The sequence below is a fragment of the Chromobacterium violaceum ATCC 12472 genome, assembly GCF_000007705.1.
Classification (GTDB): Bacteria; Pseudomonadota; Gammaproteobacteria; order Burkholderiales; family Chromobacteriaceae; genus Chromobacterium; species Chromobacterium violaceum.
Map to the genome: position 1 here is coordinate 288176 of NC_005085.1, position 25976 is coordinate 314151.

Genomic DNA, 25976 nt, shown 5'->3' on the forward strand with positions numbered 1-25976 from the left:
AACGATCCCGCCGGACAAGCCGGCGGGATGGACACGGACTTATTGCTGGGCGGGCGCCGTTTGCGGGGCGTGAGCCGGCGCGGGAGCCTGCGGCGCCGGATTCATGTCTTGCAGCGACAGCGGCACGCTGGGCGGGACGGCGGGGTTGTCGAAGGGGCGGACATTGGCGTCCTGGGCGCTGGCGAACGCGCTGGCCAACACTAGCGCCAGCGTGGGCATGAGCGGTCTGAGCATGGCGGAATCCTTTGGTGTTGTTGAATGGATCGCCCGTGGTTTCCCGTTGCGGCCCCGGAAATGTCTTGGGCGTACTTTCATTATTAATGCCAATTCGACCGAAGGTGTTTCCTGAAGTTTTCTTTTTGTTTCAATATGTTGAATGGTTTTTGTTGGCGCTTGTTTCGCCCGTATTGAATCAATAGGGCGGCGGCGGCGGCAGATAGGCGCGCCGCGCCGGATACTGGCCGGGCAACTGGTTGCCCTTCGCGTACATGCACTGCTGGTAGGCGATGTTGTAGCGGGTTTGGGAATCGTAGCCGGCGTAGGCGCCGCTGGAGCCGCCCGCCGCGGTGCCGGCCAAGAGGCCGACGCCGGCGCCGACCCCTGCCCCCTGATGGTTGCCGCCTATCAGCGCGCCCGCGGCGGCGCCCGCCACCGTGCCCAGCGCCATATTGCCGGCCAGGCTGGCGTTGGCGGCCTGGTTGCTGTCGCCGCCTATGCTGCCGGCGGCATAGGCGCGGCACTGCTGTTCTTCCTGCGCGAACACATCGAACGGCTTGCCCTGCGCCGGCATGACCGCGACGGTGGGGCCGGTGGGCAGCGTGGCGCAGGCCGCCAGCAGAGGAGGCAGCAACAGCATGCGGTAGCGCGTTTTCATGACGTTTCCTCCCGGCTTACCTGGGCGGTTGAGCCGGCACGGTTTTCCAGCCGCCCGGGCACTCGCTGACATAGGGGTAGTACTGCTTGGCCGCCTTGCAGTAGTACCAGACCTGGGCCGGCTCCTGCGGCGCCGCGGGAACGACCGGCACGGCCGGCGCGGCGGGCACCGCCGGGGCCACGGCGATGGCGGGCGGCGCGTACAGGCTGGGGTAGGGATAGATGGGGGCGGTGTAGAAATACCAGGCGCCGCCGGCCACCCACCACCAGCCCGTCCTGCCATGGTAATAACCGTGGTGCCAGTAACCGCCGCGCCAGACGTCGATGCTGACGCGCGGTCCGCCGTGGTGGGGGTAAGCTTCGGCGGGCGCGACGGCGGCCACGGCCAGCGCGGCGGCCAGCCATGCGCCGCTCAAGCGGATGCAGCCTTTCATGATGGGCCTCTTTCGGTCGGTTGCGGCGCGCGCGGGATCGGTTTGCCGGCTCAGCCGTTGGCTGGCGGGGCGCCGTCCGGCTTCTTGGGATGCCGCGGCATGCCGTGCGGACCATGCAGATGGTCCATGATCTTCTGCTGCTCCGGCGTCAACTGCCCGTAGAAGGCTTTCAATGCGTCCAGCCGCTTCTGCATGCGGGCCTGCTGGCGCTGCATCATGCTTTCCATTTTCTCCGGCGCGGTGGCCTTGTCGTCCATCGGCGGTTTTTCCATTTTTTCCGGCTTCATCGACGCGGCGAAGGCCTGCCAGGCGGCTTCCTGCTTAGGCTGGATCTTCAGCTTGTCGTGCAGCGCCTGCAGGTGCTTGGCCATCATCGCGTCCCGCTTGGCCGGATCCATCATGTGCATGCCCTGTTCCGGCATGCCGGGGGCGGCATCCTCGGCGTGGACGGCGGCGGAGCCGGCGAGCAGCAGGCCGGCGACGAGCAGGGGTTTGAGCAGCTGGGTCATGATGGTCTTCCTTCGCGTGAGTGTTTGGTGGCTGCAGTATTGGACGCAATTGTCAGGCGAGTTTTGCCGCCCGCATCGCTTATGTTCATGACTGTTAATCCGCAATAACTCATTGATACTCTTGCCGTGGGGCGGTGGGGGCAGCCGCCGTGGGCTACAGTGGAAGCTGGGGACAAGCGGGAGATCGGCATGGCGGAAACCGACAAGGGGGGCTGGTGGTCGTGGGGGCAGCATTGGGTCGATTACTGGACCGACGCCGCCCAGCGGGGCCTGCTGTTCTGCGACGTGCTGCGCGAGCGCGGCGACACCTACCTTGAGCACCAGGCGTCCGGCAATCCGCCGGTGCTGGTGTTCGACTACGACATCATCGTAGACGGCCGCGAGCTGGATGAGCCGGTCAATTACGCGCTGGCGGCGATTCGTCCCCCGGCCAACTGCCCGCCCACCGATCCCGGGCTGCGCCCCTTCGTCGTCATCGATCCGCGCGCCGGCCACGGGCCGGGCATCGGCGGCTTCAAGATGGACAGCGAGATCGGCATCGCGCTGCGCCAGGGCCATCCCTGCTATTTCGTGATGTTCTTCCCGGTGCCGGTGCCCGGCCAGACCATAGAGTGCGTGTGGCGGGCGGAAAAGGCCTTCCTGCACAAGGTGCGCGAGATGCACCCGGGCAACGCCGGCAAGCCGTTCGCGATCGGCAACTGCCAGGGCGGCTGGGCGCTGGCGATGGTGGCGGCCTCGGCGCCGGAGGACGTCGGCCCCATCCTGCTGGCCGGCTCGCCGCTGTCCTACTGGGCCGGCGTAGCCGGCAAGAACCCGATGCGCTACCAGGGCGGCATGCTGGGCGGCACCTGGCTGGCCTCGCTGACCGGCGACCTGGGCCATGGCCAGTTCGATGGCGCGCACCTGGTCTCCAACTTCGAGCAGCTGGACCCGGCCAACACCTACTGGAAAAAGGGCTACCACCTGTACGCCAACATCGACAAGGAGCGCAACCGCTTCCTGGAGTTCGAGCGCTGGTGGGGCGGCCACTACCTGCTCAACAAGGAAGAGATGGAGTGGATCAGCCAGAACCTGTTCGTCGGCAACCGGCTGAGCCGCGGCGAGGTGTATCTGGACGACGGCGCGGTGCGGATAGACCTCAGGCAGATCCGCTCGCCCATCATCGTGTTCGCGTCCTGGGGCGACAACATCACGCCGCCGCAGCAGGCGCTGTTCTGGATCGCCGACCTGTACAAGGACGTGGAGGAAATCCGCGGCAACGAGCAGACCATCGTCTATTGCCTGCACGAGCAGATCGGCCACCTGGGCATCTTCGTGTCCGCAGGCGTGGCCAACAAGGAGCACAGCGAGCTGGCCAGCGCGCTGGACCTGATCGACGTGCTGCCGCCCGGCCTCTACGAGGCGGTGATCACCGACACCTATCCGGAAATGCCCGGCCTGCAGTATCTGCAGGGCCGTTACGTGATCCGCTTCGAGCCGCGCGAGGTGGACGACATCCTGGCGCTGGGCGACGGCCGCGACGGCGAGCGCGCGTTCCAGGTGGTGAAGCGGGTGGCGGAGATCAACCAGCAGCTGTACGACAGCTTCGTGTCGCCGTGGCTGCAGGCCTGCACCACGCCGTGGACCGCGCACCTGATGCGGGAGATGCACCCGTCGCGCTTCGAGCGGCGCTGGTTTTCCAGCCGCAACCCTCTGCTGACCGGCATGGCGGAATGGGCGGACAAGGTGAGGGCGGCGCGCAAGCCGGTGTCCGAGGACAATCCGTTCTGGCAGTGGCAGCAGACGGTGTCGGACTGGACCGCCAGCCTGCTGGACGGCTGGCGCGACCAGCGCGACGCAGTGAAGGAAATGACTTTCCGCGCCGTCTACGACGCTCCGCTGACCGCCGCGCTGGTCGGCCTGCATCCGCGGCGGCCCTACCGGCTGCGCAGCCACCACGGCGGCTGGGAGCGCAAGGAGATGCTGCGGCTGAAGCGGCGCGAGCTGGAGCAGCATTATTCCGAAGGCGGCGCGGTGGATGGTTTCCTGCGCCTGCTGATCTATGTCGCCATCGGCAACGGCGTGGTCGACGTGCGGCCGTTCAACGCGATACGCCGGGTGATGCAGGACACCGGCCTGGGCGAGGAGCTGACGCTGGAGGCGTTCAAGCAGGTGGTGAGGCGGCAGACCTGGCTGGTGCGCAACGACGAGAAGCGCGCGCTGTCCACCATCAAGGACCTGCTGCCGGGCGAGGCGCAGCGGTCGATGGCGCTGGAGCTGGTGATGCTGCTGCTGGCGGCCGCCGGGCCGATCAGCGTGGAAAAGCAGCAGCGGCTGGGCCGGGTGGCGCTGGCGATGGGGGTGACCGGCGGCGAGGTGCCGGACGCCGGCGCGGCGGTGGTGCTGAAAAAGCCGCGCGCGGGCGGCGGCCGCAAGAAGACGGCGGCCAAGTAGCTTTGCCAGCGGACGGGCGGCGGCTTACACTCGCCGCTTTTGCTTTTACAGGATGTTTTCGATGAGCGGCCAGGCCAACAATCCCACCCACGGCGTCACGCTGGAAATGATGCTGGAGCAGCTGCAGGCGCATTACGGCTGGGACGGGCTGGCGGCGCGCGTCGATGTCCGCTGCTTCCGCAACGATCCCAGCATCAAGTCCAGCCTGGTCTTCCTGCGCCGCACGCCGTGGGCGCGCGCCAAGGTGGAGGCGCTGTTCATCGAAATGAAGTCGCGGCCGGCGGATACCCGGCCGCGGCTGTTCGGCAAGAAGGCCGGCTGACATCCGATCGCCGCTTGCCGCGTTATGTTGTACCAGGCGGCGGATAGTCCGCCGCCGACGCAAGGGGAGAGGACATGGAAGTCGAAATCAGCGTGGAAGCGGAGAAGAAGCGCCTGAACAGCTGGGTGGCGCTGACCGTGGTGCTGTTGTCGGTGCTGATGGGACTGGGCAAGCTGAAGGACGACAACATCGTTCAGGCGCGCCAGCTGCTGAAGGCCGACGCGGCGGACGCCTGGTCCGAATACCAGGCCAAGAAAATCAAGCTGCACCTGACCGAGGCCAGCGCGCGCCAAGCCGAGCTGCTGGCGCTGGCGAATCCGGCCGGCGCGGCGGCGCTGAAGCCGCAGCAGCAGCAATTGCAGCATGAGCTGGCGCGCTACAAGGCCGAAAGCGAGGCCTTGAAGCGCAAGGCGGAAGGCAAGGAGCAGGGCTTCGAGTCGCTGAACGCGCGGCACGATCTGTTCGACATCAGCGACGCCGCGCTGTCGATCGCGGTCGCCTGCGCGGCGGTGGCGGCGCTGTCGGCCAACCTGCTGCCCTTGTTCGCGTCCTGGGCTTTCGGCGCGGTGGGCGTGCTGTTCTGGCTGGCCGGCTTCGCCGGCTGGAATTTGCGCATCGAGTGGCTGATCAGCCTGCTGGGCTGAGCGGCAAAGCCCTGGCGGGAAGGGGGTTGCAATCGGCATGGTTTTGGCTCAGGCTGGCGCGGTTGCGTTTTATCCCATCCTTCCCACAGGAGCATTGCGATGAAACTGTATTACTCACCCGGCGCCTGCTCGCTGGCCTCGCACATCGTCTTGTTCGCCAGCGGCCTGCCGTTCGATGCGGAATCGGTCAGCCTGCGCGAGGTGCCGCACACCACCGCCGGCGGCGTCGATTTCACCACCATCAATCCCAAGGGCTATGTGCCGGCGCTGCGGCTGGACAACGGCGAGCTGCTGACCGAGGGCGTGGCCATCATGCAGTACGTCGCCGACCAGGCGCCGGACAAGCAGCTGGCGCCGGCCAACGGCACGCTGCCGCGCTACCGGCTGCAGGAGTGGCTGAACTTCATTTCCACCGAGATCCACAAGAATTTCTCGCCGCTGTTCTTCGGCAAGAACGACGAGGTCAAGGACGACGCCTGGGGTCGGCTGCAGCCGCGCTTCGTGCTGCTGCAGGCGCAGCTGGAGAAAACGCCTTACCTGCTGGGCGGCCAGTTCAGCGTGGCGGACGCCTATCTGTTCACCTGCCTGTCCTGGGCGCAGTACGTGCAGCGCTCGCTGGCCGATTATCCAGCGCTGCTGGACTACCTGAAGCGGGTGGCCGCGCTGCCGGCGGTCCAGCAGGCGCTGAAGGCGGAAGGCCTGCTCAAGTAAGCCTCCGCCGCCGTTCGCGATGCCCGGCCCATGCCGGGCATTTTCTTTGGCGCGCGGCTCAGGCCGCCAGGTCCAGATAACGCAGGTAGGCATCGGCGCTGGCGTCGATCTCGGCGTCGCTCAGATCGTGTTCCGCGCCGTGCAGCGTGAAGGCCGGCAGCCAGCGGGCGCGGATGTAGCGGCAGGTCAGCTCGAATGGGCGCAGCAGCTCGTCCATCGGGTAGCGGTAGCGTCCGCCGGCGGCGAAGTCTTCGCCGCGGATGCCGGTGGACACCGCCACGCTGATGCGCTTGTCCGCCATCCGCCGGTCCTCCGGCCGCGGCCCCACCGCGAAGCCCTCGTCCAACACCAGATCCTGCCATTTCTTCAGCAGCGGGGGCGAACTGAACCAGTAGAAGGGGAACTGCAGCACGATGCGCGAGTGGGCTTCCAGCAGCGCCTGTTCGCGCGCGACGTCAATGCGCTCATCCGGATAGACGTCGTAAAGCGAGTGAACGGCGTAGCGTTCGGGATGTCTTGCCAAGGCTTCCGTCCAGCGGCGGTTGACGCGGGATCGGGCGAGGTCGGGGTGGGCAACGATGATCAGCGTTTTCATGGCATCTCCTTGAAGTGAGTCGCCATGCTATGGTCTTTTCAATTAATTGATAAGTAAGCACTTTTTCGTTTCATGGGAACCTGAAGGTAATCTATGCGGGAGTTGGCGGAACTGAATTTTCCGATAGACGCGACGGTGCGGCTAGTCGGCGGCAAGTGGAAGTGCGCGATCCTTTGCCATCTGATGGACGGCGGCGAGCTGCGCACCGGCGAACTGCGCCGGCGGCTGGCCGCCGTGTCGCAAAAGGTGCTGACTGAGCAGTTGCGCGAGCTGGAGCGCGATGGCCTGGTTTCGCGTACCGTGCATCCCGAGGTGCCGCCGCGGGTGGAATACCGGCTGACCGAGCTGGGCGGCTCGCTGCGGCCCATCATCGACGCGATGTGCGAGTGGGGGGCCGGCTACCTGGCGCGGGGCCGGACGGGCGTATAATGCGGACGCGATAAAAACACCCAGAAGGCCTTCCCTGATGAAACTTGCGCCGTTGTCCGCCTCCTTCGCCGCCGTGCTCGCCGCCTCCGCCTGGGCCGCCCCGGTCCAGCTGCGGGTGCTGGAAACCTCCGACGTCCACATGAACCTGTTGGCTTACGATTACTATCAGGACAAGCCGGTGGCCGACTTCGGCCTGGAACGCGCCGCCAGCCTGATCGCCGCCGCGCGCGCCGAGTCGCCCAACAGCCTGCTGATCGACAACGGCGACTTGCTGCAGGGCAGTCCGATGGGAGACCTGGTGGCGAAGGTCAAGCCATTGAAAGCCGGCGACACCCACCCGGCTTACAAGGCGCTCAACGCGCTGGGCTATGACGCCGGCAATCTCGGCAACCACGAATTCAACTACGGCCTGCCTTTCCTGCGGCAGTCGCTGAAAGGCGCGGCCTTTCCCTACGTCAACGCCAACGTGCTGGACGCCGGGACTGGCCAGCCGCTGTTCACGCCTTATGTCTTGCTCAAGCGCGAGGTGAAGGACGCCGAGGGCCAGACCCACGCGTTGAGCGTGGGCGTGATCGGCTTCGCGCCGCCGCAGATCCTGCAATGGGACAAGAACAATCTGCAGGGCAAGGTCACGGTGCGGGACATCCTGGAAACCGCGCGCGACTACGTCCCCAAGATGCGCGCCGCCGGCGCCGACGTGGTGATCGCGGTGCCGCATTCCGGTTTCGAGAAAGGCGAGCTGCCGCGTTTCGCCGAGAACGCCGTGTCCGGCCTGGCCGAGGTGCCGGGCATCGACGCCATCCTGTTCGGCCATGCCCACGCCGAGTTTCCTTCCCAGGCCTTCGCCGGCTACCCCAAGGTGGATGTGAAGGCCGGCACCATCAATGGCGTGCCGGCGGCGATGCCGGGCCGCTGGGGCGACCACCTTGGCGTGATCGACCTGACGCTGGAGCAGGCGGACGGCAAGTGGCGGGTGGTGGACAAGCGGGCGTCGCTCAGGCCCATTTTCGACAAGCAGGCCAAAAAGCCGCTGGTCGACGCCGATCCGCGCATCAAGGCGCTGGTGGGCGCCGAGCACCAGGCGACGCTGGATTACGTGCGCGGCGAGGTGGCCGCGACCCGCCGGCCGATCTACAGCTATTTCGCCCAGGTAGCCGACGATCCGTCGGTGGCCATCGTCGCCGAAGCGCAGCGCTGGTACATGCAGCGGGCGTTGCAGGGCACCGAATACGAGAAGCTGCCCATCCTGTCCGCCGCCGCGCCGTTCAAGGCCGGCGGCCGCCAGGGCTGGAACTACTACACCGACATCCCGGCCGGCAAGCTGGCCATCCGCAACCTGGCCGACCTCTACATCTACCCCAACACCATCAAGGCGGTGAAGATCACCGGCGCCGACGTGCGCGAGTGGCTGGAGATGTCGGCCGGCCAGTTCCGGCGCATCGATCCCAAGGGCCCGGCGGCGCAGGAACTGATCAATCCGGACTTCCGCTCTTACAATTTCGACAGCCTGTACGGCGTCAGCTACCAGATCGACGTCACGCAGGCCGCCCGTTACGACGGGGACGGCAAGCTCGTCGCGCCGGACAGCCGCCGCATCGTCAACCTGACCTTCAACGGCAAGCCGATCGACCCCGCGCAGCGCTTCGTCGTGGTGACCAACAATTACCGCGCCAGCGGCGGCGGCAACTTCCCCGGCATCAGCGCCGACAAGATCGTGGTGGACGCGCCGGATGAGAACCGCGCCGCGCTGGCCGGCTATCTCGCCAGCAAGAAGGTGATCGATCTGGGCCAGAGCCGGAACTGGCGCGTGCTGCCTGTGGCCGGCGTCGGCCTGCGCTTCACCACCGGCGCCGGGGCGCTGCGCTATTTGCCGGAGCAGAAGCAGTTCAAGCTGGTGCAGGAAAACGGAGACGGCTCGGCGACGCTGGAGCTGGCGGAGTAAGGTGGGTGCGCCGCCGGATGGTTTTCCCGGAGCCGGCGGCGCCAAACGACAGAGGTTCCACGTGGAACAGGGATGCCCGATGAACGAAGAGAAACTGATCGATACCCGCGGCCTGACGGCGGCGTTGCAGCGCTTCGCCGACGAGCGCGGCTGGAACCGCCACCACACGCCGCGCAACCTGTTGCTGGCCCTGGTGGGCGAAGTGGGCGAGCTGGCGGAGATCTTCCAGTGGCTGGACGACGACGCGGCGGCGCGGCTGCGCGAAGACCCGGCCCAGTTCACCCACCTGCAGGAAGAGATCGCCGACGTGCTGTTGTATCTGACCCGGCTGGCGATGGTGACCGGCGTGGATCTGGATGCGGCGGTTCGGGATAAGATGGTCAAGAATGCAATAAAATATCCGGCGCCTTGACCCTTACGCTATAGTGGCCATGAATGGCCCGGCGGCAAGGAAGCGGTGGATGAGCGCAACGGAACGGCAGCTGCAGTACCTGCGACAACTGGTGGACGGCGCGCGGCGCATCGCGGTGCTGACCGGCGCCGGCATGAGCACCGAGTCCGGCATTCCCGACTTCCGCTCCGCCGACGGCTTGTGGTCCAGGGACATGAGCCTGACCGACGCGGTGTCGGTAGACTATTTCCGGCGCGATCCCGCCGCTTTCTGGCGCGCCTTCCGCGACATCTTCCACATCAAGCTGGTCGGCGATTACCAGCCCAATGACGGCCACCGTTTCCTCGCCGCGCTGGAGGCGTCCGGCAAGGAAGTCACCATCCTCACCCAGAATATCGACGGCCTGCACGGCCGCGCCGGCAGCCGCCGCGTGCTGGAGCTGCACGGCACGCTGCTGACCGCCAGCTGTCCGGACTGCCGCTCGCCGCACCCGCTGGACTACGTACAGCGGCACGAGCTGCCGGCCTGCCGCCGCTGCGGCGCCGCGTTGAAGCCCGACGTGGTGCTGTACGGCGAGGCGGTACCGCTGATCGACGTCGCTTTCCAGGCGGCGTTGAACGCCGAACTGCTGCTGGTGATGGGTTCGTCGCTGGAAGTGTCGCCGGTCAACCTGATCCCGGTGGAGGCGGCGCGGGCCGGCATCCCCTGCGCGCTGATCAACTACACGCCCACCCGCTTCGACGCCCTGTTCGATCTGTGCATCCAGGCCGGCATCGGCGACACCTGCCGCCAGCTGCGCGCCTGATCCCGCTGGCACCGAGCCGGGCCAGCGCCTATCTTGAGAAGGCCGCCGTTCGCGGCAATTCAAGGGGAATAGGCAATGGATCGCATCAACTGGAATCACTGGCTGGACCTGGCGGCGAACTTCGCCGGCAATATCGTCGCCGCCATCCTGCTGTGGCTGATCGGCCGCTGGCTGATCGGCCTGTCCACCCGGATGCTGGACGAGCAGCTGAGCGCGCGCCAGCTGGACCCGACGCTGCGCCGTTACGCGCATTCCTTCCTGTCGGTGACGCTGACCGTAGTGCTGGTGATCGGCATTCTCGGTTTCTTCGGCGTGCAGACCACCACCTTCGCCGCGGTGATCGCCGCCGCCGGCGTCGCCGTCGGCATGGCCTGGAGCGGCCTGCTGGCCAATTTCGCCGCCGGCATCTTCCTGGTGGTGCTCAGGCCCTTCAAGGTGGGCGACGTGGTGCTGGTGGCCGGCATCGCCGGCCAGGTGCGCGAGATCGGCCTGTTCGCCACCACGCTGGACACGCCTGACGGCGTGCAGACGCTGGTCGGCAACAACAAGATCTTCTCCGACACCATCCAGAACTACAGCGCCAACGCGATGCGGCGCGTCGATCTGAAGGCGCAGCTGGCCAGCAGCGCCGACCACGCCCAGGCGATACGTCTGCTGCAGGATGCGATCGGGCGCATTCCCAATGTGCTCGCCGCGCCGGCGCCGGACGTGGGCCTGCTGGAATCCACCGCGCTGGGCCCGGTGCTGGCGGTGCGGCCCTACTGCGCGCCCGAACATTACTGGCAAGTGTATTTCGACGCCAACCGGGCGATCCGGGAAACGCTGGGCGCGGCCGGTTTCCCGACGCCGGAGCAGGCGATGGTGGTGCGCCAGGGCTGATCTCTTTCCCTTCCCGCCTTGAGCCATTTTTACAAGCCCGGCAGCGGCGCTTGCCTTTAAATGCGCTGGCATGCCGTGCGATCGGCGCGGCGGAAACAGGAGGGAAGGCGATGAAGATAGGCGTATTGAACGCCGGACTGCGCCAGTTCGCGGCCGAGTTCGGCGAGCGGGCGGCGCGGGCCGGGCGCGGTCTGGCCGGCATGTTTCGCCGGGCGGCGAATGTGGCGGAAGCGGCGCCGCGCCGTTCCGCGGCGGCGATCGAGCAGGGCTGGCAGCGGTTTTCTGCCCGCTTTCTTGGCGCCCGCGGCGCGGATAAGCCCGCGCCGACTACGTTGACGCGGGGCGGGGCGGCGCGGTCGCCGCTGAGCCCGGGCGACGTCAAGGCGATGATACGGTCGCGGCTAGACAGCCTGCGGGACGGCATGGCCGACCCGGTCTATCGCCGGCAGGCGCTGGAATCCACTTACGCGACGATCTACAGCGAGGCCAAGCAGGCCTTCTATCGCGCCAACGGCGGCAAGATGCCGGAAGGCTATCTGCGCGAACTGGGCGAGGCGGCGCGCGCGGCTGGCCTGCCGGGCGAGAACAAGCACGGCGTCTTCATCCCTTCCGGCGACGGCGCCAGCCCCTTCGTCAATTACCTGCTGATCCCGGTGCAGAAGGAATTCGGCCACCGTTTGCGCAACGAGTCGCAGCAGCGGCTGTTCCGCGACTTCGCCCGCCAGCTGTCGATGGAGCTGGTGGCGCCGCACGCCGCCGAGCGCGGATGGGAGCCGCCGGCCGCCTTCGCCGCCAGGCTGGAGGCGGTCGGCCGACCGTGGCTGGCGCAAGCCTGACCGTTCAATCCAGCCGGCCCAGCCGGTAAGTCTGGCCGGTTTGCGCGCCTTCTATGCTCAGGCTGTAGGCGCGCGCCACCTGGCGCGCCTCCACCAGCGGCACGCCGCGGAACAGCGGCCCGTATTCCGCTTCCGACTCCGCCAGCAGCAGCGGGCTGACCAGGTTGATGCGCAGCCGGCGCGGCAGTTCGACCGCGGCGGCGTTGACGAAACCCTCCAGCGCGGCGTTGGCCATGTAGACGTTGCTCAGCAGCGGCACGATGGCCTGCGGCTGCCAGGCGCCGCCCACCAGCGTGAACGAGCCCCCGTCGGCCACCTTGTCCAGCCCGCGCAGCACCAGGTTGACCTGGCCCATCAGCTTGGCATCCAGGCCGACGCGGTAGCGCTCGGCGTTCATCTCGGCCAGCGGCCCGACATGGCCGTTGCGCCCGCCGGTGGCCACCGCCACCGCGTCCAGCCGGGGCAGCTGCCGGTACATGGCGGCGATGCTTTGCTCGTCCTCGATGTCCACCCGCACGTCGCCGTGATGGCGGCCGGCGGCGATGATTTCGTGGCGGCCGGACAGCTCGGCGGCGATGGCGCGGCCGATGTTGCCGCTGCCGCCTATCAGCAGAATCTTCATATCGTCTTCCTTGCAGCTTGAGTGGGGGAATCGTCAGCTTAGGCGCGCGCGCGGCTTGGAAAAACCGGGCAAACGTGGAAGTATTGGAACCGATATGGAAACAATCGAACCCTCGTCCGAACTGGCGCTGGTCTTCCTCGAAGTGGCGGAGGCCGGCAGCATCACCGCCGCCGCGGAGCGGCTGGCCACGTCCAAGTCGCAGGTCAGCAAGCAGCTGAGCCGGCTGGAGGCGCTGTTGGGCGCGCAGCTGCTGTTCCGCAGCACCCGCAAGCTGACGCTGACCGAGGCCGGCCACGCCTATCTCGGCTACTGCCGCCGCTTGCGCGCGCTGCTGCGGGAATCGGCCGCGGCGGTGCGCGGCCTGAGCGGCGACGCGCACGGCACGGTGAGGCTGACCGTGCCGCAGATGTTCGCCGGCGCGTTCGGCGCCGAGCTATTGTTGGCTTTTCATCAACAGTATCCGCGCATCTCGGTGGCGCTGGACGTCAGCGTGGCCGAGCGCGACCTGGAGGAGGAGGGCTTCGACCTGGCCATCCGCTCCAGCCGGGAGCTGCCGCCGCAGCTGGTGGCGCGCCAGCTGTTCCTGACCCGCGACTGGGTGGTGGCGGCGCCGGCGCTGCTGGCCGAGCGCGGCGCGCCGGCCGAGCCGGCCGATCTGGCGCGGCTGCCCTGCGTGGTGCACAGCCGCTACCACGGCGGGGCGCGCTGGCGTTTCGAGCGGGACGGGCGCTGAAGAGGTGGAGGTGGCGCATTGGCTGCAGGTCGGCGATTACAGCCTGAACCGCAAGCTGGCCGAGGCCGGCGCCGGTTTCGCGCGGCTGCCGGATTTCGTCGCCGGCGCCGCCTTGCTGGGCGGCAGGCTGGTCAGGGTGCTGGCCGGCTGGGAGACGCCGGCGCGGCCGGTCTATCTCGTCTATCCGAAGAAAACGCCGCAGCCGGCCAAGTCCCGGGCGCTGATCGATTTCTGCGCCGAGTGGTTCGCCGGCCAGGCTTCGCCGCCAGGCCGGCGCTGAGGGCGCCGGCCTGGTTGGAGACGCTCAGCGGCGCGACAGTTCGTCCGGACTCGCCGGCTTCAGCCGCGGCGGGCCGGACAGCGCCCGCAGGAAGGCTTGCAGCGCCTGTTTTTCCGCCTCGCCGAGGCCAAGCGGCTTGAGCAGCGGCGAAGGCTTGGGCTGGGTGTATTTGTCCAAGCCGGCCGCGGCCACCTCGTTGCCCCCGTTGTTGTAGAACTCCAGCACGCCGCTGCCGTCGTCGGTGAACAGCGGCATGTCGCCGTTGTGCATGTAGCCGCCGGTGTACAGCAGCTCGCGCAGGCCCGGCGTGCGGAAGGCGCCCATGTCCTCGGCGCGGCCGGTGACCGCGCCGCGGCCCCGGTCCTCGCGGTCGCGGCCGATGAAGTGCAGGCCCAGGTTGTGGAAGCGCTGGTCGGACAATTCCGGCCCGTTGTGGCAGTTGAGGCAGCGCGCCTTGGTGCGGAACAGCTGCAGGCCCCACAGCGCCTGGTCGCTCAGGGCCTGCGCGTCCCCCTTCAGGAAACGGTCGAAGGCGCTGTCGCGGCTGATCAGCGTCCGCTCGAAGGTGGCCAGCGCCTGCGCCAGCCGTCCGCTGTCCACCGCGGCGTCGCCGAAGGCGGCGGCGAACAGCGGCGGGTATTCCGGCGCGGCGGCGATCTTGGCTACCGCCGCGGCCAGCGGCTGGTGCATCTCCAGCGGGTTGGCGATCGGGCCCAGCGCTTGTTGTTCCAGGCTGGCGGCGCGGCCGTCCCAGAACAGGCGGGCGAAGTAGCCGCTGTTGATCACCGTCGGCGCGTTGCGGCCGCCCAGCTGGCCGACATGGCCGGACGAGACTTCGCGGGGGTCGGCCCAGCCGTGGGCGGGGTCGTGGCAGCTGGCGCAGGCGATGCGGTTGTTGCGCGACAGCCGGGCATCGAAGAACAGCTTTTCGCCCAGCGCCGCCTTGGCCGGCGTGTACGGATTGTCAGCCGGGAAGGGCATCGCCGGCAGCAGGCCCAGGTCGCGGAAACCGTTGCGGGCGTCGGCGTCCAGCGTCGGCGCCGGCCAATCCGGCTGCGCGGCCTGGCCGGGACGGTAGCGCAGGTACTGCTGGCGCCAGCCGGCCAGCGTGGCGGCGTCGGGCGGCGCGTCGTCGCTGTCCGGCATCGGCGGTCTGGCCGGACGTTTGCTGATGGCCAGCAAGGCGGCGGCGCCGGCATCGGCGTATTGGCCGTCCGCGCGCAGGATGCGCGCCGTGCCGGCCTGGTCGCGGACCCAGATCGCCGTCGTCGCGGCGGCAGCGGGGAAGGCCGCGCGGAACGCGGCGTCGCCGGCCAGGCGCAGCTGCAGCCAGCGGCCGCCGTCGGCCGCGCTGGGCAGCGACCAGTCGCGTTGGCCGCACCAGGCCTGGGCATTGGCTTCACCGAGCGCGGCGGAGAGTTGTCCGGCCTGGATGTCGCGCGGCCGCGCCTGCCACAGCACCACGTTGAGGAAGGCGTCCGGGTGCTCGCCGTCGTCGACGCAGGCGGCGTCGGCGCCCGGCTTGGCCAGTTCGCCGCCGCGGTCCACCGGGATGTAGGGCGGAATCGTCTGCGGCAGGTCTTCCGGATTGGGCGCGTCCGGCAGCGACGGGCCGCGCACCAGCCGGATCCGCGCCGGCATGCCGAGGCTCAGGCTGACGTGCGGCAGCGTGCGGTGGGTGTCGTCGAAGGCCACGGCCAGCGAGCCCCGGGCCTGGCGGCTGGTGGCGGTCCAGTAGAACGCCGGCTCGGCGTCGGGGAAGGCGTGGCGGTCTATCGCCGGCAGATTGCGTTGCGGATCGCGCTGGCTCCAGTCGAGCAGCGTTTTCAGCTCGCGCTCGCTGGGCAGCCGCCAGTCGTCGTGGCCGCACAGCTGCTGCTGGTTGACTGCGTCGACGTAGGTGACGGCCAGGCAGTCTTCCTGTCCCGGCTCGCACTGCGCCGGCTGTTCGGTTTCGCGGCTGGCGCTGGCGTAGTAGCTGTGCAGGCGGCTGCGCAGCCCGGTTTCCGCCTTCACTTCCCAGCTGAGTCCGGTCTGGCCGTCATCCATGCAGCCGGCGGTCTCGCCGGACGCGAGGGGATGGCCGTCGGCTGCGCCGCGGGCCTGGAAGCGGGCGGGGCGCTTGGGATCGAGCGCGGCCAGGCTCAACTGCAGATGGGCCTGGGCGTATTCGGCGCTGACCAGGCTGCGGCCGATGCCGAGCCGGTCGAGCAGGGCTTGGGCGTCGTCGATGTCGGCCAGCTTTTTCGGCTCCCGGAAACGGGCGGCGTCGGCCGGATCGATCTGGATGCCGTTGGCCGGGTTGTCGTCCTGGTCCAGCGTCAGCAGCAGGCGGGCGATCTTCAGCGCGGCGGGATCGCCGGCGTCTCGCGCGCCGGCCAGGCTGAGCGGCGTCAGCACCTGGGCGCCCGCGGCGGCGCCGATTTCCAGCTTGCCGATCCGGAAGGCGACGGTTTCGCCAGCCTGGTACAGGAATTCGCCGGCGGCGGTGGTCTTGCCGGCGCGGGTCGGCGTTTCGTAATCCAGGCCGCTGACGGCGCTGTCGATGAAGCGGCCGGTTAGCGGCGCAGAGGATGCGGGGCCGCTGACGCCGATGGCGTCGCCGCAGCCGGCGAGCAGCAGAACGGAAAGCAGAGGTGGTGCGAGGCGGTGCATGTAATGAGAATTATTATCAAAATCCTCGATTATGCACCGCCGGCCGCCTCCATCGCAAACGCTTACATCGTCGGCGGGAAGGCGCCCTCGTCCTGGCAGTTTTCCACCTGGATGTCGTCCGGGCTGGTGTTGGGGACGTAGACCTGGTTGACCGGCGACGGCGGGAAGTCGGGATCGGGCGCGCAGTCGGCGCTCTGGCCCGGGCCCACCGCCACCTGGACGCCGGTTTTCAGCTGGCAGCGCACCACGCTGTTGAGCTGGCTCCAGGCCGGGCAGATCGCGTTGGCTGCCTGGTACTGTGCGACCGGGCCCCGCGGCTGGCTGAACGACCACCAGCGCCCGAGCCGGGAGCCCGGCTTGGCGCTGTCCCACACCCGGTACACGACGGCGCCGGCGGCGGCGTCCTGGCGGTAGACCGCGCCTTCGCACAGGCCGCCCTTGCCCGGCGCGCCGACGGCTTTGGCCAGCAGCTCGGGATTCTGCGCCGCGCTCATGCCGGCCGGCGGCGGCATCACGGCGCCGACGCAGCCGTTGGCGGACAGGCCCGGTTTGGCGGGCGGTGTGGTGGAGCAGGCGATCAGGATCAGGCTGAACGAAGCGACGGCGGCGCGGCGCAGCAGGACGGACATGGCGTGTCTCCAGTCGGTGGGAAAGCGGTTCGCATACTGCAAAACATAGTTGATTCGAATGTCATTTGCAGCGGCGGGCGGAAAAAAGGCGTCGGACAGAGCCGACGCCCAAAGCTGCGGAAACAATCGTCGTCAGGCCACGGCTGCGCTGGCGGCAGGCTTGCCGGCCTGGGCCGCGCCGCCCATCAGCTCGGCCTGGCGCGCCTTGGCTTGCCGGTAGTTGGCGGTCTTGATGTGGCCGAAGCCGCGCACGCCCTCCCAGGTCTTCACCCATTCCACCGTGCGCGGCAGCGCGTCCGGCGACAGCTTGGCCAGCAGCGCCGGCAGCTCCCGCTCGAATTCGGCGATCAAGCGCCTCTCCAGCTTGCGGTCGTCCTGCCAGGCGAACGGGTCCAGCGCGGTGCCGCGCAGGAAGCGCAGTTTGGCCAGCATCTTCATCGCCGGCATCAGCCACGGGCCGAAGGCGATCTTGCGCGGCTTGCCGCCGGTGAGCCAGGCCACGCCGATGTGGAAGCGCAGCTTGTAGTCGCCGTCGAACTGGGCGGCCACCTCGCGCTGGAACTCGCCGTCGCTGTACAGGCGCGCCACTTCGTACTCGTCCTTGTAGGCCAAGAGGTGGTGGTAGGCGCGGGCGGCGGCCAGCGTCAGCGCGGTGCTGCCCGGCTGCGCGGCTTCCTCGGCCTGGCGCACCTGCTGCACCAGCGCCTTGTAGCGTTCGGCCAGCTTGGCGTTCTGGTAGGCGGCGAGCAGGGTGGCGCGATGGTGGACCACGGCGTCCGGCGTTTCACGTGGAACGAAGGCCACCACGGCGGTCGGGCTGACCAGCGCTTCGACGCGGGCCAGGTCCTGGGCGGCGTGGCGGCCCCAGGTGAAGGCGTCCTGGTTGAACTTGACCGCGGCGCCGTTCAGCCGCACCGCCTCCATGATCGCTTCCAGCGTCACCGGCACCAGGCCCTTCTGCCAGGCGTAGCCCAGCATGAACATATTGGCGGCGATGGCGTCGCCCATCAGCGAGGTGGCGAGGCGGGTGGCGTTGACTTCGTTGAAGAGGCCGGCGCCGACCGCTTCGACGATGGCGTCCTTCATCGCCTTGGCCGGGAAGCGTAGGTCGGGGTTTTTCAGGAAGCCGCTGGTCGGCGATTCGTAGTTGTTGACGATGGCGTGGCTGAAGCCTTCGCGCATCTTGGCCAGCGCTTCCTCGGCCGCCGTCACCACCAGGTCGCAGCCCAGCACCAGGTTGGCGTCGCCGGCGGCGATGCGCACCGCGTGCAGCTTGTCCTGAGAGTCGGCGATGCGCACGTGCGACCATACCGAGCCGCCCTTTTGCGCCAGGCCGGCCATGTCCAGCACCGTCACGCCCTTGTTGTCCAGATAGGCGGCCATGCCCAGCACCTGGCCGATGGTGACCACGCCAGTGCCGCCGACGCCGGTGACCATGATGCCGAACGGCTCGTGCAGCGCCGGGATCTTCGGCGCCGGCAGCGCCGGCATCTTGGCGAGGTCGGCGCTGGCGCCGGCCGGCTTCCTCAGCTTGCCGCCCTCGACGGTGACGAAGCTGGGGCAGAAGCCCTCGACACAGGAGTAGTCCTTGTTGCAGCTGGACTGGTCGATCTTGCGCTTGCGGCCCAGCGGCGTTTCCACCGGCAGCACCGACAGGCAGCCGGACTTCTTGCTGCAGTCGCCGCAGCCTTCGCACACGCGCTCGTTGATGAAGGCGCGCTTGGCCGGGTCGGGGAATTCGCCCCGCTTGCGGCGGCGGCGCTTCTCGGCGGCGCAGGTCTGGTCGTGGATCAGGATGGTCACGCCCTCGATGTCGCGCAGCTCGCGCTGCACCCGATCCAGCTCGCGGCGGTGGAACACGTCGATGCCGGGGGCCAGGCCCTGGGCGTTCTGGTACTTGTCCGGGTCGTCGCTGGTGATCACGATGCGCTTGACGCCCTCGGCCGCCAGCTGGCGGGTCATCATCGGCACGTCCAGGTAGCCGTCCACGTGCTGGCCACCGGTCATCGCCACCGCGTCGTTGTACAGGATCTTGTAAGTAATATTGACTTTCCCGGCCACCGCGGCGCGGATGGCCAGGATGCCGGAGTGGAAGTAGGTGCCGTCGCCCAGGTTGGTGAAGATGTGTTTGGTGGTGGTGAACGGCGCCTGGCCCAGCCAGGTGATGCCTTCGCCGCCCATCTGGGTGAAGGTCTTGGTGGTTTCCGGGCTGATCCAGTGCGCCATGTAGTGGCAGCCGATGCCGGCCACCGCGCGGCTGCCTTCCGGCAGCTTGGTGGAGGTGTTGTGCGGGCAGCCGGAGCAGTAGTGCGGCACGCGGGCGATGGATTCGCGCGGCTGCACCAGCTGCGCTTCCTTGTCTTCGTAGAACTTCAGCCGGTCGTGGATCACCGGGCTGTCGAAGATCAGCGCCAGCCGGCTGGCGATGGCGCGGGCGATCATCGCCGGAGTCAGCTCGCCGGCGGCCGGCAGCAGCCAGTCGCCGTGCGGCAGCGCCCATTCGCCCTTCTCGGCGAACTTGCCCACCACGCGCGGCCGGATGTCGTCGCGCCAGTTGTACAGCTGTTCCTTCAACTGGTATTCGATGATCTGGCGCTTCTCTTCCACCACCAGGATTTCTTCCAGGCCCTGGGCGAACTGGCGCACGCCTTCCGGCTCCAGCGGCCACACCATGCCCACCTTGAAGATGCGCAGGCCGATGTCGGCGGCCTGGGCTTCGCTGATGCCCAGGTCGTCCAGCGCCTGCATCACGTCGAGATAGCTCTTGCCGCAGGTGATGATGCCGAGGCGCGGCTTGGGCGAATCCAGCGTGATGCGGTTGAGCTTGTTTTCGCGCGCGTAGGCCAGCGCCGCGTACAGGCGGTGGTGCAGTACGCGCTTTTCCTGCGCCAGCGGCGTGTCGGGCCAGCGGATGTTGAGGCCGTCGTCGGGCAGCGGGAAATCCTGGGGAATCTTGAATTCCAGCCGTTCCGGCGTGATGTCGACGATGGCCGAGCTCTCGATGGTGTCGGTGATCGCCTTGATCGATACCCAGCAGCCGGAATAGCGGCTCATCGCCCAGCCGTGCAGGCCCAGGTCCAGCACTTCCTGCACGCCGGACGGGCTCAGCACCGGGATCATGCTGGCGGCCAGGATGTGGTCGGACTGGTGCGGGAAGGTGGACGATTTGGCGGCGTGGTCGTCGCCACACACCAGCAGCACGCCGCCGTGCTTGGAGGTGCCGGCCGCGTTGCCGTGCTTGAGCACGTCGCCGGAGCGGTCCACGCCCGGCCCCTTGCCGTACCACAGCGAGTAGACGCCGTCGTACTTGGCGCCTTCGAAGATGTTGACCTGCTGGGTGCCCCACACGGCGGTGGCGGCCAGGTCTTCGTTGAGGCCGGGATGGAACACTACGTTGTGGGCGTCCAGGTGCTTCTTGGCCTTGAGCATGGTCTGGTCGACGTTGCCCAGCGGCGATCCCCGGTAGCCGGTGACGTAGCCGGCGGTGTTGAGGCCGGCGGCGCGGTCCAGTTCCTGTTGCAGCATGGGCAGGCGCACCAGCGCCTGGATGCCTGTCATCAGAACCTGGCCGGTGGGGGCGGTGTATTTTTCTTCCAGGTCTGCGTGGCGGATTGACATGGTTTCTCCTCCTGTCGTGCTCGCTTGTGGCGATCAGCCCGCGGCGGCCTTGTGGGCGGCGTGTTCCGGGCGTGTGCTGCTTGGCAACGTGTCGGACACTTTATTTTTGTACCGTGTGCCCTGGGTATGCGCGGCTGTCGCAGCTTGGAGCCTGTTCACGCCCTCAGGGGGCCGCTTTCCGCCGTTGCCGGAAATAGATCGCGAACAGGCTCTTAGAGTGTTAACCCTAATGTCGCCGACTATAGTTTACGTTTACGTCAACGTCAAAAGGATCGCGCTGCGGCGCCCCCGGGGTGCGGTTTATGTGCCAGTGCAGCAAAAATGGTTCGTTGTTAAATGTTTGTAAACCGACTGTGCAGGCAAAGAAGATTTTTCCGGAGGCCTAAAGCAGGTAAGCTGGGACGCTGGAATATTCCGTGTCGCAGAGAACCGCATGTCCTCCTCTTCTTCCGCCGGCGACAGCCGCGGCGTGCTGTACACCGTCGGCGCCTTCATCTGCTGGGGCCTGTTTCCGTTGTATTGGAAGCCGCTGCACGAGGTGCCGGCCTTGCAAATTCTGTGCCACCGCATCGTGTGGTCGGCCTTGTTCGTCGCGCTGGTGCTGACCGCGCTCAGGCAATGGGGTGATCTGCGCGCCGCGCTGCGCCAGCCGCGCCAGCTGGGCATCTTCGCGCTGTCGTCGACGGTGTTGTCGCTGAACTGGCTGATCTATATCTGGGCGGTGAATGCCGGCCATGTGGTGGAGGCCAGCCTCGGCTACTTCATCAATCCGCTGGTCAACGTGCTGCTGGGGCGGCTGGTGCTGTCGGAACGGCTGAGCCGGCCGCAGAAGCTGGCGGTGGGGTTGGCGGCGGCGGGCGTGGCTTGGCTGACCTTCAGCGCCGGCGCGTTGCCGTGGATCGCGCTGTCGCTGGCCGCCACCTTCGGCCTGTACGGCTTGCTGCGCAAGATGGCGCCGCTGCCGTCGCTGCCGGGCCTGGCGCTGGAAACCTTCCTGATGTCGCCGCTGGCGCTGGCGGCTTTGCTGTGGTTCGAATGGAATGGGCAGGGCGCCTTCGGCCACGCCGACGCGCTGCGCAACGGCCTGCTGATCGGCGCCGGCGTGGTGACGGCGGTGCCGCTGTTGATGTTCGCCGCCGGCGCGCGCCGGCTGAAGCTGGCCACCGTCGGGCTGATCCAGTACATCGGTCCCAGCATCCAGCTGGCGCTGGGCGTGATGCTGTACGGCGAGCCGTTCGGCGCGGACCGGGCGCTGGGCTTCGCGCTGATCTGGAGCGCGCTGGCGCTGTATTCGGCGGTGGGCGCGCGCGAGCTGTGGCGCGGCAGGCGCCGGCAGCCGGCTTGAGCCGCTCGAACCTTGCAAAGAAAAACGGCCATCCCGAGGGATGGCCGTTTTCATGCGCGATGCGCCGTTTCAGTGCGCGGGCTCGGTCAGCTTGAGCAGCAGCTGGAGCCGGTCCTCGACGCCGAACTTCTGGAAGATGGCGGTCAGGTGGGCCTTGACCGTGCGCTCGGTGATGTCCAGCTCGCGGGCGATCTCCTTGTTGGAGCGGCCCTGCTTGAGGATGGCGATCACCTCGGCCTCGCGGCTGGACACCCGCTCGCGCCAGCCGGCCTGCTCGGACGGCGGCACCAGCGCGCCGAAGCGCTGGCACAGCCGCAGCAGCAGGCTGCGCCCCAACCAGGTGCCGCCGGCGGCGACGCTGGCGGCGATCTGGCGCAGCTCGTCGGCGCCGGCGTAGGCGTGGGCGTAGCCGGCCGCGCCCAGCTGCAGCCAGTGCATGCCTTCGGCGTCGTTGGGCGAGGAACTGAGCGCCACCACCCGGTAGCACTGGCACAGCGACGGCCAGTCCGCGTCGCGCTCTGCGGCGTCCAGGCTGGCTAGGTCCAGCCACAGCGCGGCGTCCCGCTCTTGCGGCGGCTGCGGCAGGCGCGCGCAGCGGCGCGCCTCGCCCAGCGCGTCCTGCCAGTAGCCGGCCAGCACCGAGCTGGCGGTGAACAGCAGGTGGGCCATGTCAGCGCTCCCGCAACGCTTCCGCCTTGGCGCGCAGCACCGGCTTCAGCAGATAGGACAGGATGCTCTTCTTGCCGGTCATGATGTCCACCTGGGCCACCATGCCGGGGAAGATGGGCAGCTTTTCCTTGCCCAGCAGCGAACCCTGGGTCTTCACCTTGACGATGTAGAAGGCGTTGCCTTTCTCGTCGGTGATGGTGTCGGCGCCGATCTCGGCCACGCTGCCCTCCATGCCGCCGTAGATGGTGAAGTCGTAGGCGGTGAAGCGCACCACGGCGCGCTGGCCGGGATGGAGGAAGGCGATGTCGCGCGGGGTGATCCGGGTTTCCAGCAGCAGCGAGTCGTCCATCGGCACGATCTCGATGATGTCCTTGCCCGGCTGCACCACGCCGCCGATGGTATTGATGAACAGCCGCTTGATCTGGCCGCGCACCGGGGAGCGCACTTCGGACAGCTTGACCTTGTCGGCCAGCGCCACGCTGCCGGCGGACAGGCTGCTGGCCTTGGCCATGGTGTCGGACAGCTCGGCGCTGGCGGTGTTGCGCATCGCCAGCTCCACTTCCTGGATCTTGCGCTGCGCTTCGCCGATGGCGGCCTGGATCTTGGGCATCTGGGCGGCGGCCTGGTCGCGCTCGCCGCGGAAGCGGGCGACGTCGCGCTCCAGGCGCAGCAGGTCGACGTCGGACACCGCGCCGGACTCCTTCAGCGGCCGGGTGACGTTCAGCTCCTTCACCGTCAGGTCGTAGCTGGTGATCGCCTGGTCGCGGCGGGCGCGCACCTCGTTCAGCTCCTGGCTGCGCTGGGCCAGCTGCTGGCGGGCGATGCCGACGCTGGCGTTCAGCTCCATCTGCTTGGAGTTGTAGAGGTCCATTTCCTGCTTGGCGATCTCCGGCGCCAGCTGCAGCACCTTGGGCGGCAGCTCGAACGGCGTGCCGTTGGCCAGCGCCTTCAAGCGCGCGGTCTTGGCCTGCAAGGCCAGGTACTGCGCCTGGTTTTCCTCCAGCGAGGAGACGAAGCGGGTGTTGTCCACCTTGAGCAGCAGCTGGCCCTTCTGCACCACCTGGCCTTCCTTGACCAGGATCTGCGACACCACGCCGCCGTCCAGGCTCTGCAGGTGCTGGTTCTGGCTGGAGGGGATCACCTTGCCTTCGCCGCGCGACACTTCGTCCACCTTGGCGAAGGCCGCCCACAGAAAGGCGACGATGAACACGCCCAGCATGCTCCAGACGAAGATGCGCGGCCGGCCCGGGTTCTGCTGCAGGATCGCCCAGTCGGCGTCGGCGGCGAAGTCGTTGCGGTCGGCCAGGTCGCGGGCGGAGGCCCAGTCCATCAGCTTGTCCCAGTACGGGGCGGTGCGTTCCTGACCGCGCTCCACCCAGCCGTTGACGCGTTGTTTCCAATTAATTTCCATCTCAGACGCCCGCCTTTCCGATCTTGCCCTGTTGCAGCGCCTCGATCACCTGTTGCTTGGGACCGTCGGCGACGATGGTGCCGTGGTCGACCACGATCAGCCGGTCCACCAGGTCCAGCAAGGTGTTGTGGTGGGTGACCAGCAGCATGGTCTTGCCGGACGACGCCCGCGCCAGCGTCTGGCGGATCTGCGCCTCGCTGCTGTGGTCCATATTGCTGGTCGGCTCGTCCAAGAGCAGGATGGGCGGCGCGTTCAGCAGCGCGCGGGCGATGGTCACCGCCTTGCGCTGGCCGCCGGACAGCGACTCGCCGCGCTCGCTGATCAGCATGTCGAAGCCTTGCGGATGGCTGTTGACGAACTCGGTCAGCCCGGCCTGTTCGGCGGCGGCGGCGATGCTGGCGTCGAAGGCGTGCGGCGAGCCCATGGCGATGTTCTGCCGCATGGTGCCGTAGAACAGCACCGGGTCCTGCGGCACGTAGCCGATCTGGCGGCGCAGCTCGGCCGGGTCGATCTGCTTGATGTCCATGCCGTCGATGCGGATCGCGCCCTCGGTCGGCTGGTACAGGCCCAGTATCATTTTCTGGATGGTGGTCTTGCCGGAGCCGACGCGGCCGATGATGGCGACGCGCTCGCCGGCGCGGATCTTGAACGACACCTCGCGCAGCGCCACCATCGGGTTGTTCGGGTAATTGAACGACACGTTGCGGAACTCGATCTCGCCCTTGAAGCTGGTGCGGTGGAAGAAGGCGGCGTCCTTCTCGCGCTCCACCGGCATCTTCATGAAGCCGTCCAGCGAGGCCAGCGAAGTCTTGGCGTTGTGGTACTGGGTCAGCAGGCTGACCACCTGGCTCAGCGGCGCCATCGCCCGGCCGGACAGCATCACCGCGGCGATCACGCCGCCCATGGACACGCTGCCGGACATGATCTCGTACACGCCCAGCACCAGCATGGCGACCGACAGCAGCTGCTGGATGAAGCCGGCGAAGTTCATCGTCGACGCGGCCAGGATCTTCAGCCGCGAGCCGACCTGGGCCAGGAACAGCGTGGCCTGCTCCCACTTGCCCTGCAGCACGCCCTCGGCGGCCAGCACCTTGACGGTTTCCAGCCCGGACAGGCTTTCCACCAGGTAGGCGTTGCGCTGCGAGCTGGCGCGCAGCGTGGTCTCGGTCAGCGCCTGCATCCGCTCCTGCACCAGCAGCGCGAACACCAGCATGACGAAGATGGCGATCACCATCGGCACCGCCATCAACGGCGAAATCCACAGGATGGCGACCAGGAAGATCAGCACGAAGGGCACGTCGATCAGCGCGGTGATCGACGCCGAGGCGATGAAGTCGCGCACGGTCTCGAAGGCGCGCAGGTTGGCGGCGAAGGCGCCGACCGATGCCGGCCGCGCCTCCATCCGGATGCCCAGCACCCGCTCCATGATCAGCGCCGACAGCGCGACGTCGATCCGCTTGCTGGCCAGATCTATCAGGTAGCCGCGGGTCAGCTTGAGCAGGAAGTCGAACACCAGTACCAGCGCGGCGCCTATCGCCAGCACCCACAGCGTTTCCAACGCCATGTTCGGCACCACGCGGTCGTACACCGCCATCGACACGATGGGCATCGCCAGCGCGAAGACGTTGATCAGGAAGGCGGCCATCAGCGCGTCGCGGTACAGCGACTTGCTGCCGTAGACGGTGCGCCAGAACCAGTGGCGCGAGCGGATCTCGGCCAGCTCCGGCGCGCGCTTCTCGTACTGGAAGCGCGGCTTCACCAGGATGGCGATGCCTTCGAAGCTGTGCTCCAGCTCGTCCAGCGGAATCTCGACGACGGCATCGGGCAGCTCGGACATGCTGAGGAAGGCGACGCCGTCGCGGATCTCGCGCAGGATGCCGGCGGTGTTGTTTTCCAGCAGCAGCACGGCGGGCAGCAGCTGCTGGCGCAGGCTGGACAGCGGCTGCCGCACCACGCGGGTGGACAGGCCGATGCGGCGCGCCGAACGCGCGAACATCGACGGCGACAGCCGGTTGTCCACCAGCGGAATGCCGGCCACAAGCGATTCGCGGGTGGCGGTGATGCCGTAGCCGCGCGCCAGCGAGAACAGGCAGTCGAGCAGGGGGTCGAGATGGGTCGCCTGCGCGCTCAGCGGCGGCGTGGTTTCAGGATTGGATATTTCGGAAGCCATGCTTCCACTCCCTTGGATATTGTCGGCAATCGTGCCGGGTC

23 protein-coding genes and 1 pseudogene are annotated in these 25976 nt (G+C 68.0%); 12 read left to right on the top strand and 12 right to left on the bottom strand.

Annotation, left to right across the window (positions count from 1 at the left end; genetic code table 11):
• Window positions 1–39: 39 nt before the first annotated feature.
• The 4 genes from CV_RS01330 to CV_RS21940 all read right to left on the bottom strand — a co-directional run bounded on the left by CV_RS01330 (window position 40) and on the right by CV_RS21940 (window position 1816).
• Complete coding sequence (locus CV_RS01330) at window positions 40–234, bottom strand: hypothetical protein (RefSeq protein ID WP_147296170.1); 195 nt, start codon at window positions 232–234, stop codon at window positions 40–42.
• A 178-nt stretch (window positions 235–412) separates the two neighbouring features.
• Entirely contained in the window at window positions 413–874 is a 462-nt protein-coding gene (locus tag CV_RS01335; RefSeq protein ID WP_011133838.1) for a glycine zipper family protein, read from the bottom strand.
• A gap of 16 nt (window positions 875–890) precedes the next feature.
• Entirely contained in the window at window positions 891–1307 is a 417-nt protein-coding gene (locus CV_RS01340) for a hypothetical protein (protein WP_011133839.1), read from the bottom strand.
• Window positions 1308–1357: 50 nt separating this feature from the next.
• Window positions 1358–1816 carry a Spy/CpxP family protein refolding chaperone gene (locus CV_RS21940; protein WP_052262711.1) on the bottom strand — a complete coding sequence of 153 codons (459 nt, stop codon included), beginning with the start codon at window positions 1814–1816 and terminating at the stop codon, window positions 1358–1360.
• 189 nt (window positions 1817–2005) lie between these two features.
• Between CV_RS21940 and CV_RS01350 the strand changes: the two genes are divergently transcribed.
• The 4 genes from CV_RS01350 (at window position 2006) to gstA (ending at window position 5926) form a co-directional block, all read left to right on the top strand.
• On the top strand, window positions 2006–4249 hold the full coding sequence (locus CV_RS01350) for a DUF3141 domain-containing protein (protein WP_011133841.1): 2244 nt from the start codon (window positions 2006–2008) through the stop codon (window positions 4247–4249).
• Window positions 4250–4310: 61 nt separating this feature from the next.
• Window positions 4311–4571, top strand: a complete 261-nt coding sequence (locus CV_RS01355) for a VF530 family DNA-binding protein (RefSeq protein WP_011133842.1) — start codon at window positions 4311–4313, stop codon at window positions 4569–4571.
• A 74-nt stretch (window positions 4572–4645) separates the two neighbouring features.
• Window positions 4646–5215, top strand: a complete 570-nt coding sequence (locus CV_RS01360) for a DUF4337 domain-containing protein (RefSeq protein WP_011133843.1) — start codon at window positions 4646–4648, stop codon at window positions 5213–5215.
• Between the two features lie 99 nt (window positions 5216–5314).
• Complete coding sequence (gstA, locus tag CV_RS01365; RefSeq protein ID WP_011133844.1) at window positions 5315–5926, top strand: glutathione transferase GstA; 612 nt, start codon at window positions 5315–5317, stop codon at window positions 5924–5926.
• A 58-nt stretch (window positions 5927–5984) separates the two neighbouring features.
• Here the strand turns inward: gstA and CV_RS01370 are convergent, their stop codons facing one another.
• Window positions 5985–6521 (bottom strand): NAD(P)H-dependent oxidoreductase, encoded by a 537-nt coding sequence (locus CV_RS01370; protein ID WP_011133845.1) that lies wholly within the window; start codon window positions 6519–6521, stop codon window positions 5985–5987.
• A gap of 93 nt (window positions 6522–6614) precedes the next feature.
• Here CV_RS01370 and CV_RS01375 point away from each other — a divergent pair, with 93 nt between their 5' ends.
• The 6 genes from CV_RS01375 to CV_RS01400 all read left to right on the top strand — a co-directional run bounded on the left by CV_RS01375 (window position 6615) and on the right by CV_RS01400 (window position 11803).
• On the top strand, window positions 6615–6950 hold the full coding sequence (locus CV_RS01375) for a winged helix-turn-helix transcriptional regulator (protein ID WP_043595248.1): 336 nt from the start codon (window positions 6615–6617) through the stop codon (window positions 6948–6950).
• 37 nt (window positions 6951–6987) lie between these two features.
• Window positions 6988–8892 carry a bifunctional 2',3'-cyclic-nucleotide 2'-phosphodiesterase/3'-nucleotidase gene (locus CV_RS01380; RefSeq protein WP_011133847.1) on the top strand — a complete coding sequence of 635 codons (1905 nt, stop codon included), beginning with the start codon at window positions 6988–6990 and terminating at the stop codon, window positions 8890–8892.
• Window positions 8893–8971: 79 nt separating this feature from the next.
• The gene (locus CV_RS01385; protein ID WP_011133848.1) at window positions 8972–9304 is read left to right on the top strand and encodes a nucleotide pyrophosphohydrolase; all 333 of its coding nucleotides are present in this window, start codon (window positions 8972–8974) and stop codon (window positions 9302–9304) included.
• Window positions 9305–9353: 49 nt separating this feature from the next.
• Complete coding sequence (locus CV_RS01390; RefSeq protein WP_011133849.1) at window positions 9354–10088, top strand: NAD-dependent protein deacylase; 735 nt, start codon at window positions 9354–9356, stop codon at window positions 10086–10088.
• 75 nt (window positions 10089–10163) lie between these two features.
• A complete protein-coding gene (locus tag CV_RS01395) occupies window positions 10164–10967 on the top strand; it encodes a mechanosensitive ion channel family protein (protein ID WP_011133850.1) in 804 nt (267 codons plus the stop codon).
• 110 nt (window positions 10968–11077) lie between these two features.
• Window positions 11078–11803, top strand: coding sequence for a hypothetical protein (locus tag CV_RS01400; protein ID WP_011133851.1), 726 nt, complete (start codon window positions 11078–11080; stop codon window positions 11801–11803).
• Between the two features lie 4 nt (window positions 11804–11807).
• Here CV_RS01400 and CV_RS01405 read toward each other — a convergent pair whose 3' ends face one another.
• Window positions 11808–12425, bottom strand: a complete 618-nt coding sequence (locus CV_RS01405) for a short chain dehydrogenase (protein ID WP_011133852.1) — start codon at window positions 12423–12425, stop codon at window positions 11808–11810.
• A gap of 94 nt (window positions 12426–12519) precedes the next feature.
• Between CV_RS01405 and CV_RS01410 the strand changes: the two are divergent.
• Window positions 12520–13438: pseudogene (locus tag CV_RS01410) on the top strand (LysR family transcriptional regulator).
• A gap of 24 nt (window positions 13439–13462) precedes the next feature.
• On the opposite strand, the gene CV_RS21950 reads toward CV_RS01410, so the two are convergent.
• From CV_RS21950 to CV_RS01425, 3 genes are all read right to left on the bottom strand, one after another.
• A complete protein-coding gene (locus tag CV_RS21950) occupies window positions 13463–16093 on the bottom strand; it encodes a cytochrome c peroxidase (RefSeq protein WP_052278742.1) in 2631 nt (876 codons plus the stop codon).
• 62 nt (window positions 16094–16155) lie between these two features.
• On the bottom strand, window positions 16156–16722 hold the full coding sequence (locus tag CV_RS01420) for a hypothetical protein (protein WP_052278743.1): 567 nt from the start codon (window positions 16720–16722) through the stop codon (window positions 16156–16158).
• A 132-nt stretch (window positions 16723–16854) separates the two neighbouring features.
• The gene (locus tag CV_RS01425) at window positions 16855–20340 is read right to left on the bottom strand and encodes an indolepyruvate ferredoxin oxidoreductase family protein (protein WP_011133858.1); all 3486 of its coding nucleotides are present in this window, start codon (window positions 20338–20340) and stop codon (window positions 16855–16857) included.
• A 433-nt stretch (window positions 20341–20773) separates the two neighbouring features.
• Here CV_RS01425 and rarD point away from each other — a divergent pair, with 433 nt between their 5' ends.
• The gene (rarD, locus tag CV_RS01430; protein WP_011133859.1) at window positions 20774–21685 is read left to right on the top strand and encodes an EamA family transporter RarD; all 912 of its coding nucleotides are present in this window, start codon (window positions 20774–20776) and stop codon (window positions 21683–21685) included.
• A 69-nt stretch (window positions 21686–21754) separates the two neighbouring features.
• Here rarD and CV_RS01435 read toward each other — a convergent pair whose 3' ends face one another.
• Genes CV_RS01435 through CV_RS01445 form a run of 3 tightly spaced genes read right to left on the bottom strand, consistent with a single transcriptional unit; the run spans window position 21755 to window position 25935 of the window.
• Window positions 21755–22354, bottom strand: coding sequence for a helix-turn-helix transcriptional regulator (locus CV_RS01435; RefSeq protein ID WP_011133860.1), 600 nt, complete (start codon window positions 22352–22354; stop codon window positions 21755–21757).
• Between the two features lies 1 nt (window position 22355).
• The gene (locus tag CV_RS01440; RefSeq protein ID WP_011133861.1) at window positions 22356–23765 is read right to left on the bottom strand and encodes an HlyD family type I secretion periplasmic adaptor subunit; all 1410 of its coding nucleotides are present in this window, start codon (window positions 23763–23765) and stop codon (window positions 22356–22358) included.
• 1 nt (window position 23766) lies between these two features.
• Window positions 23767–25935: a type I secretion system permease/ATPase gene (locus CV_RS01445; RefSeq protein WP_011133862.1), complete on the bottom strand. Its 2169-nt coding sequence runs from the start codon at window positions 25933–25935 to the stop codon at window positions 23767–23769.
• Between the last annotated feature and the right edge of the window lie 41 nt (window positions 25936–25976).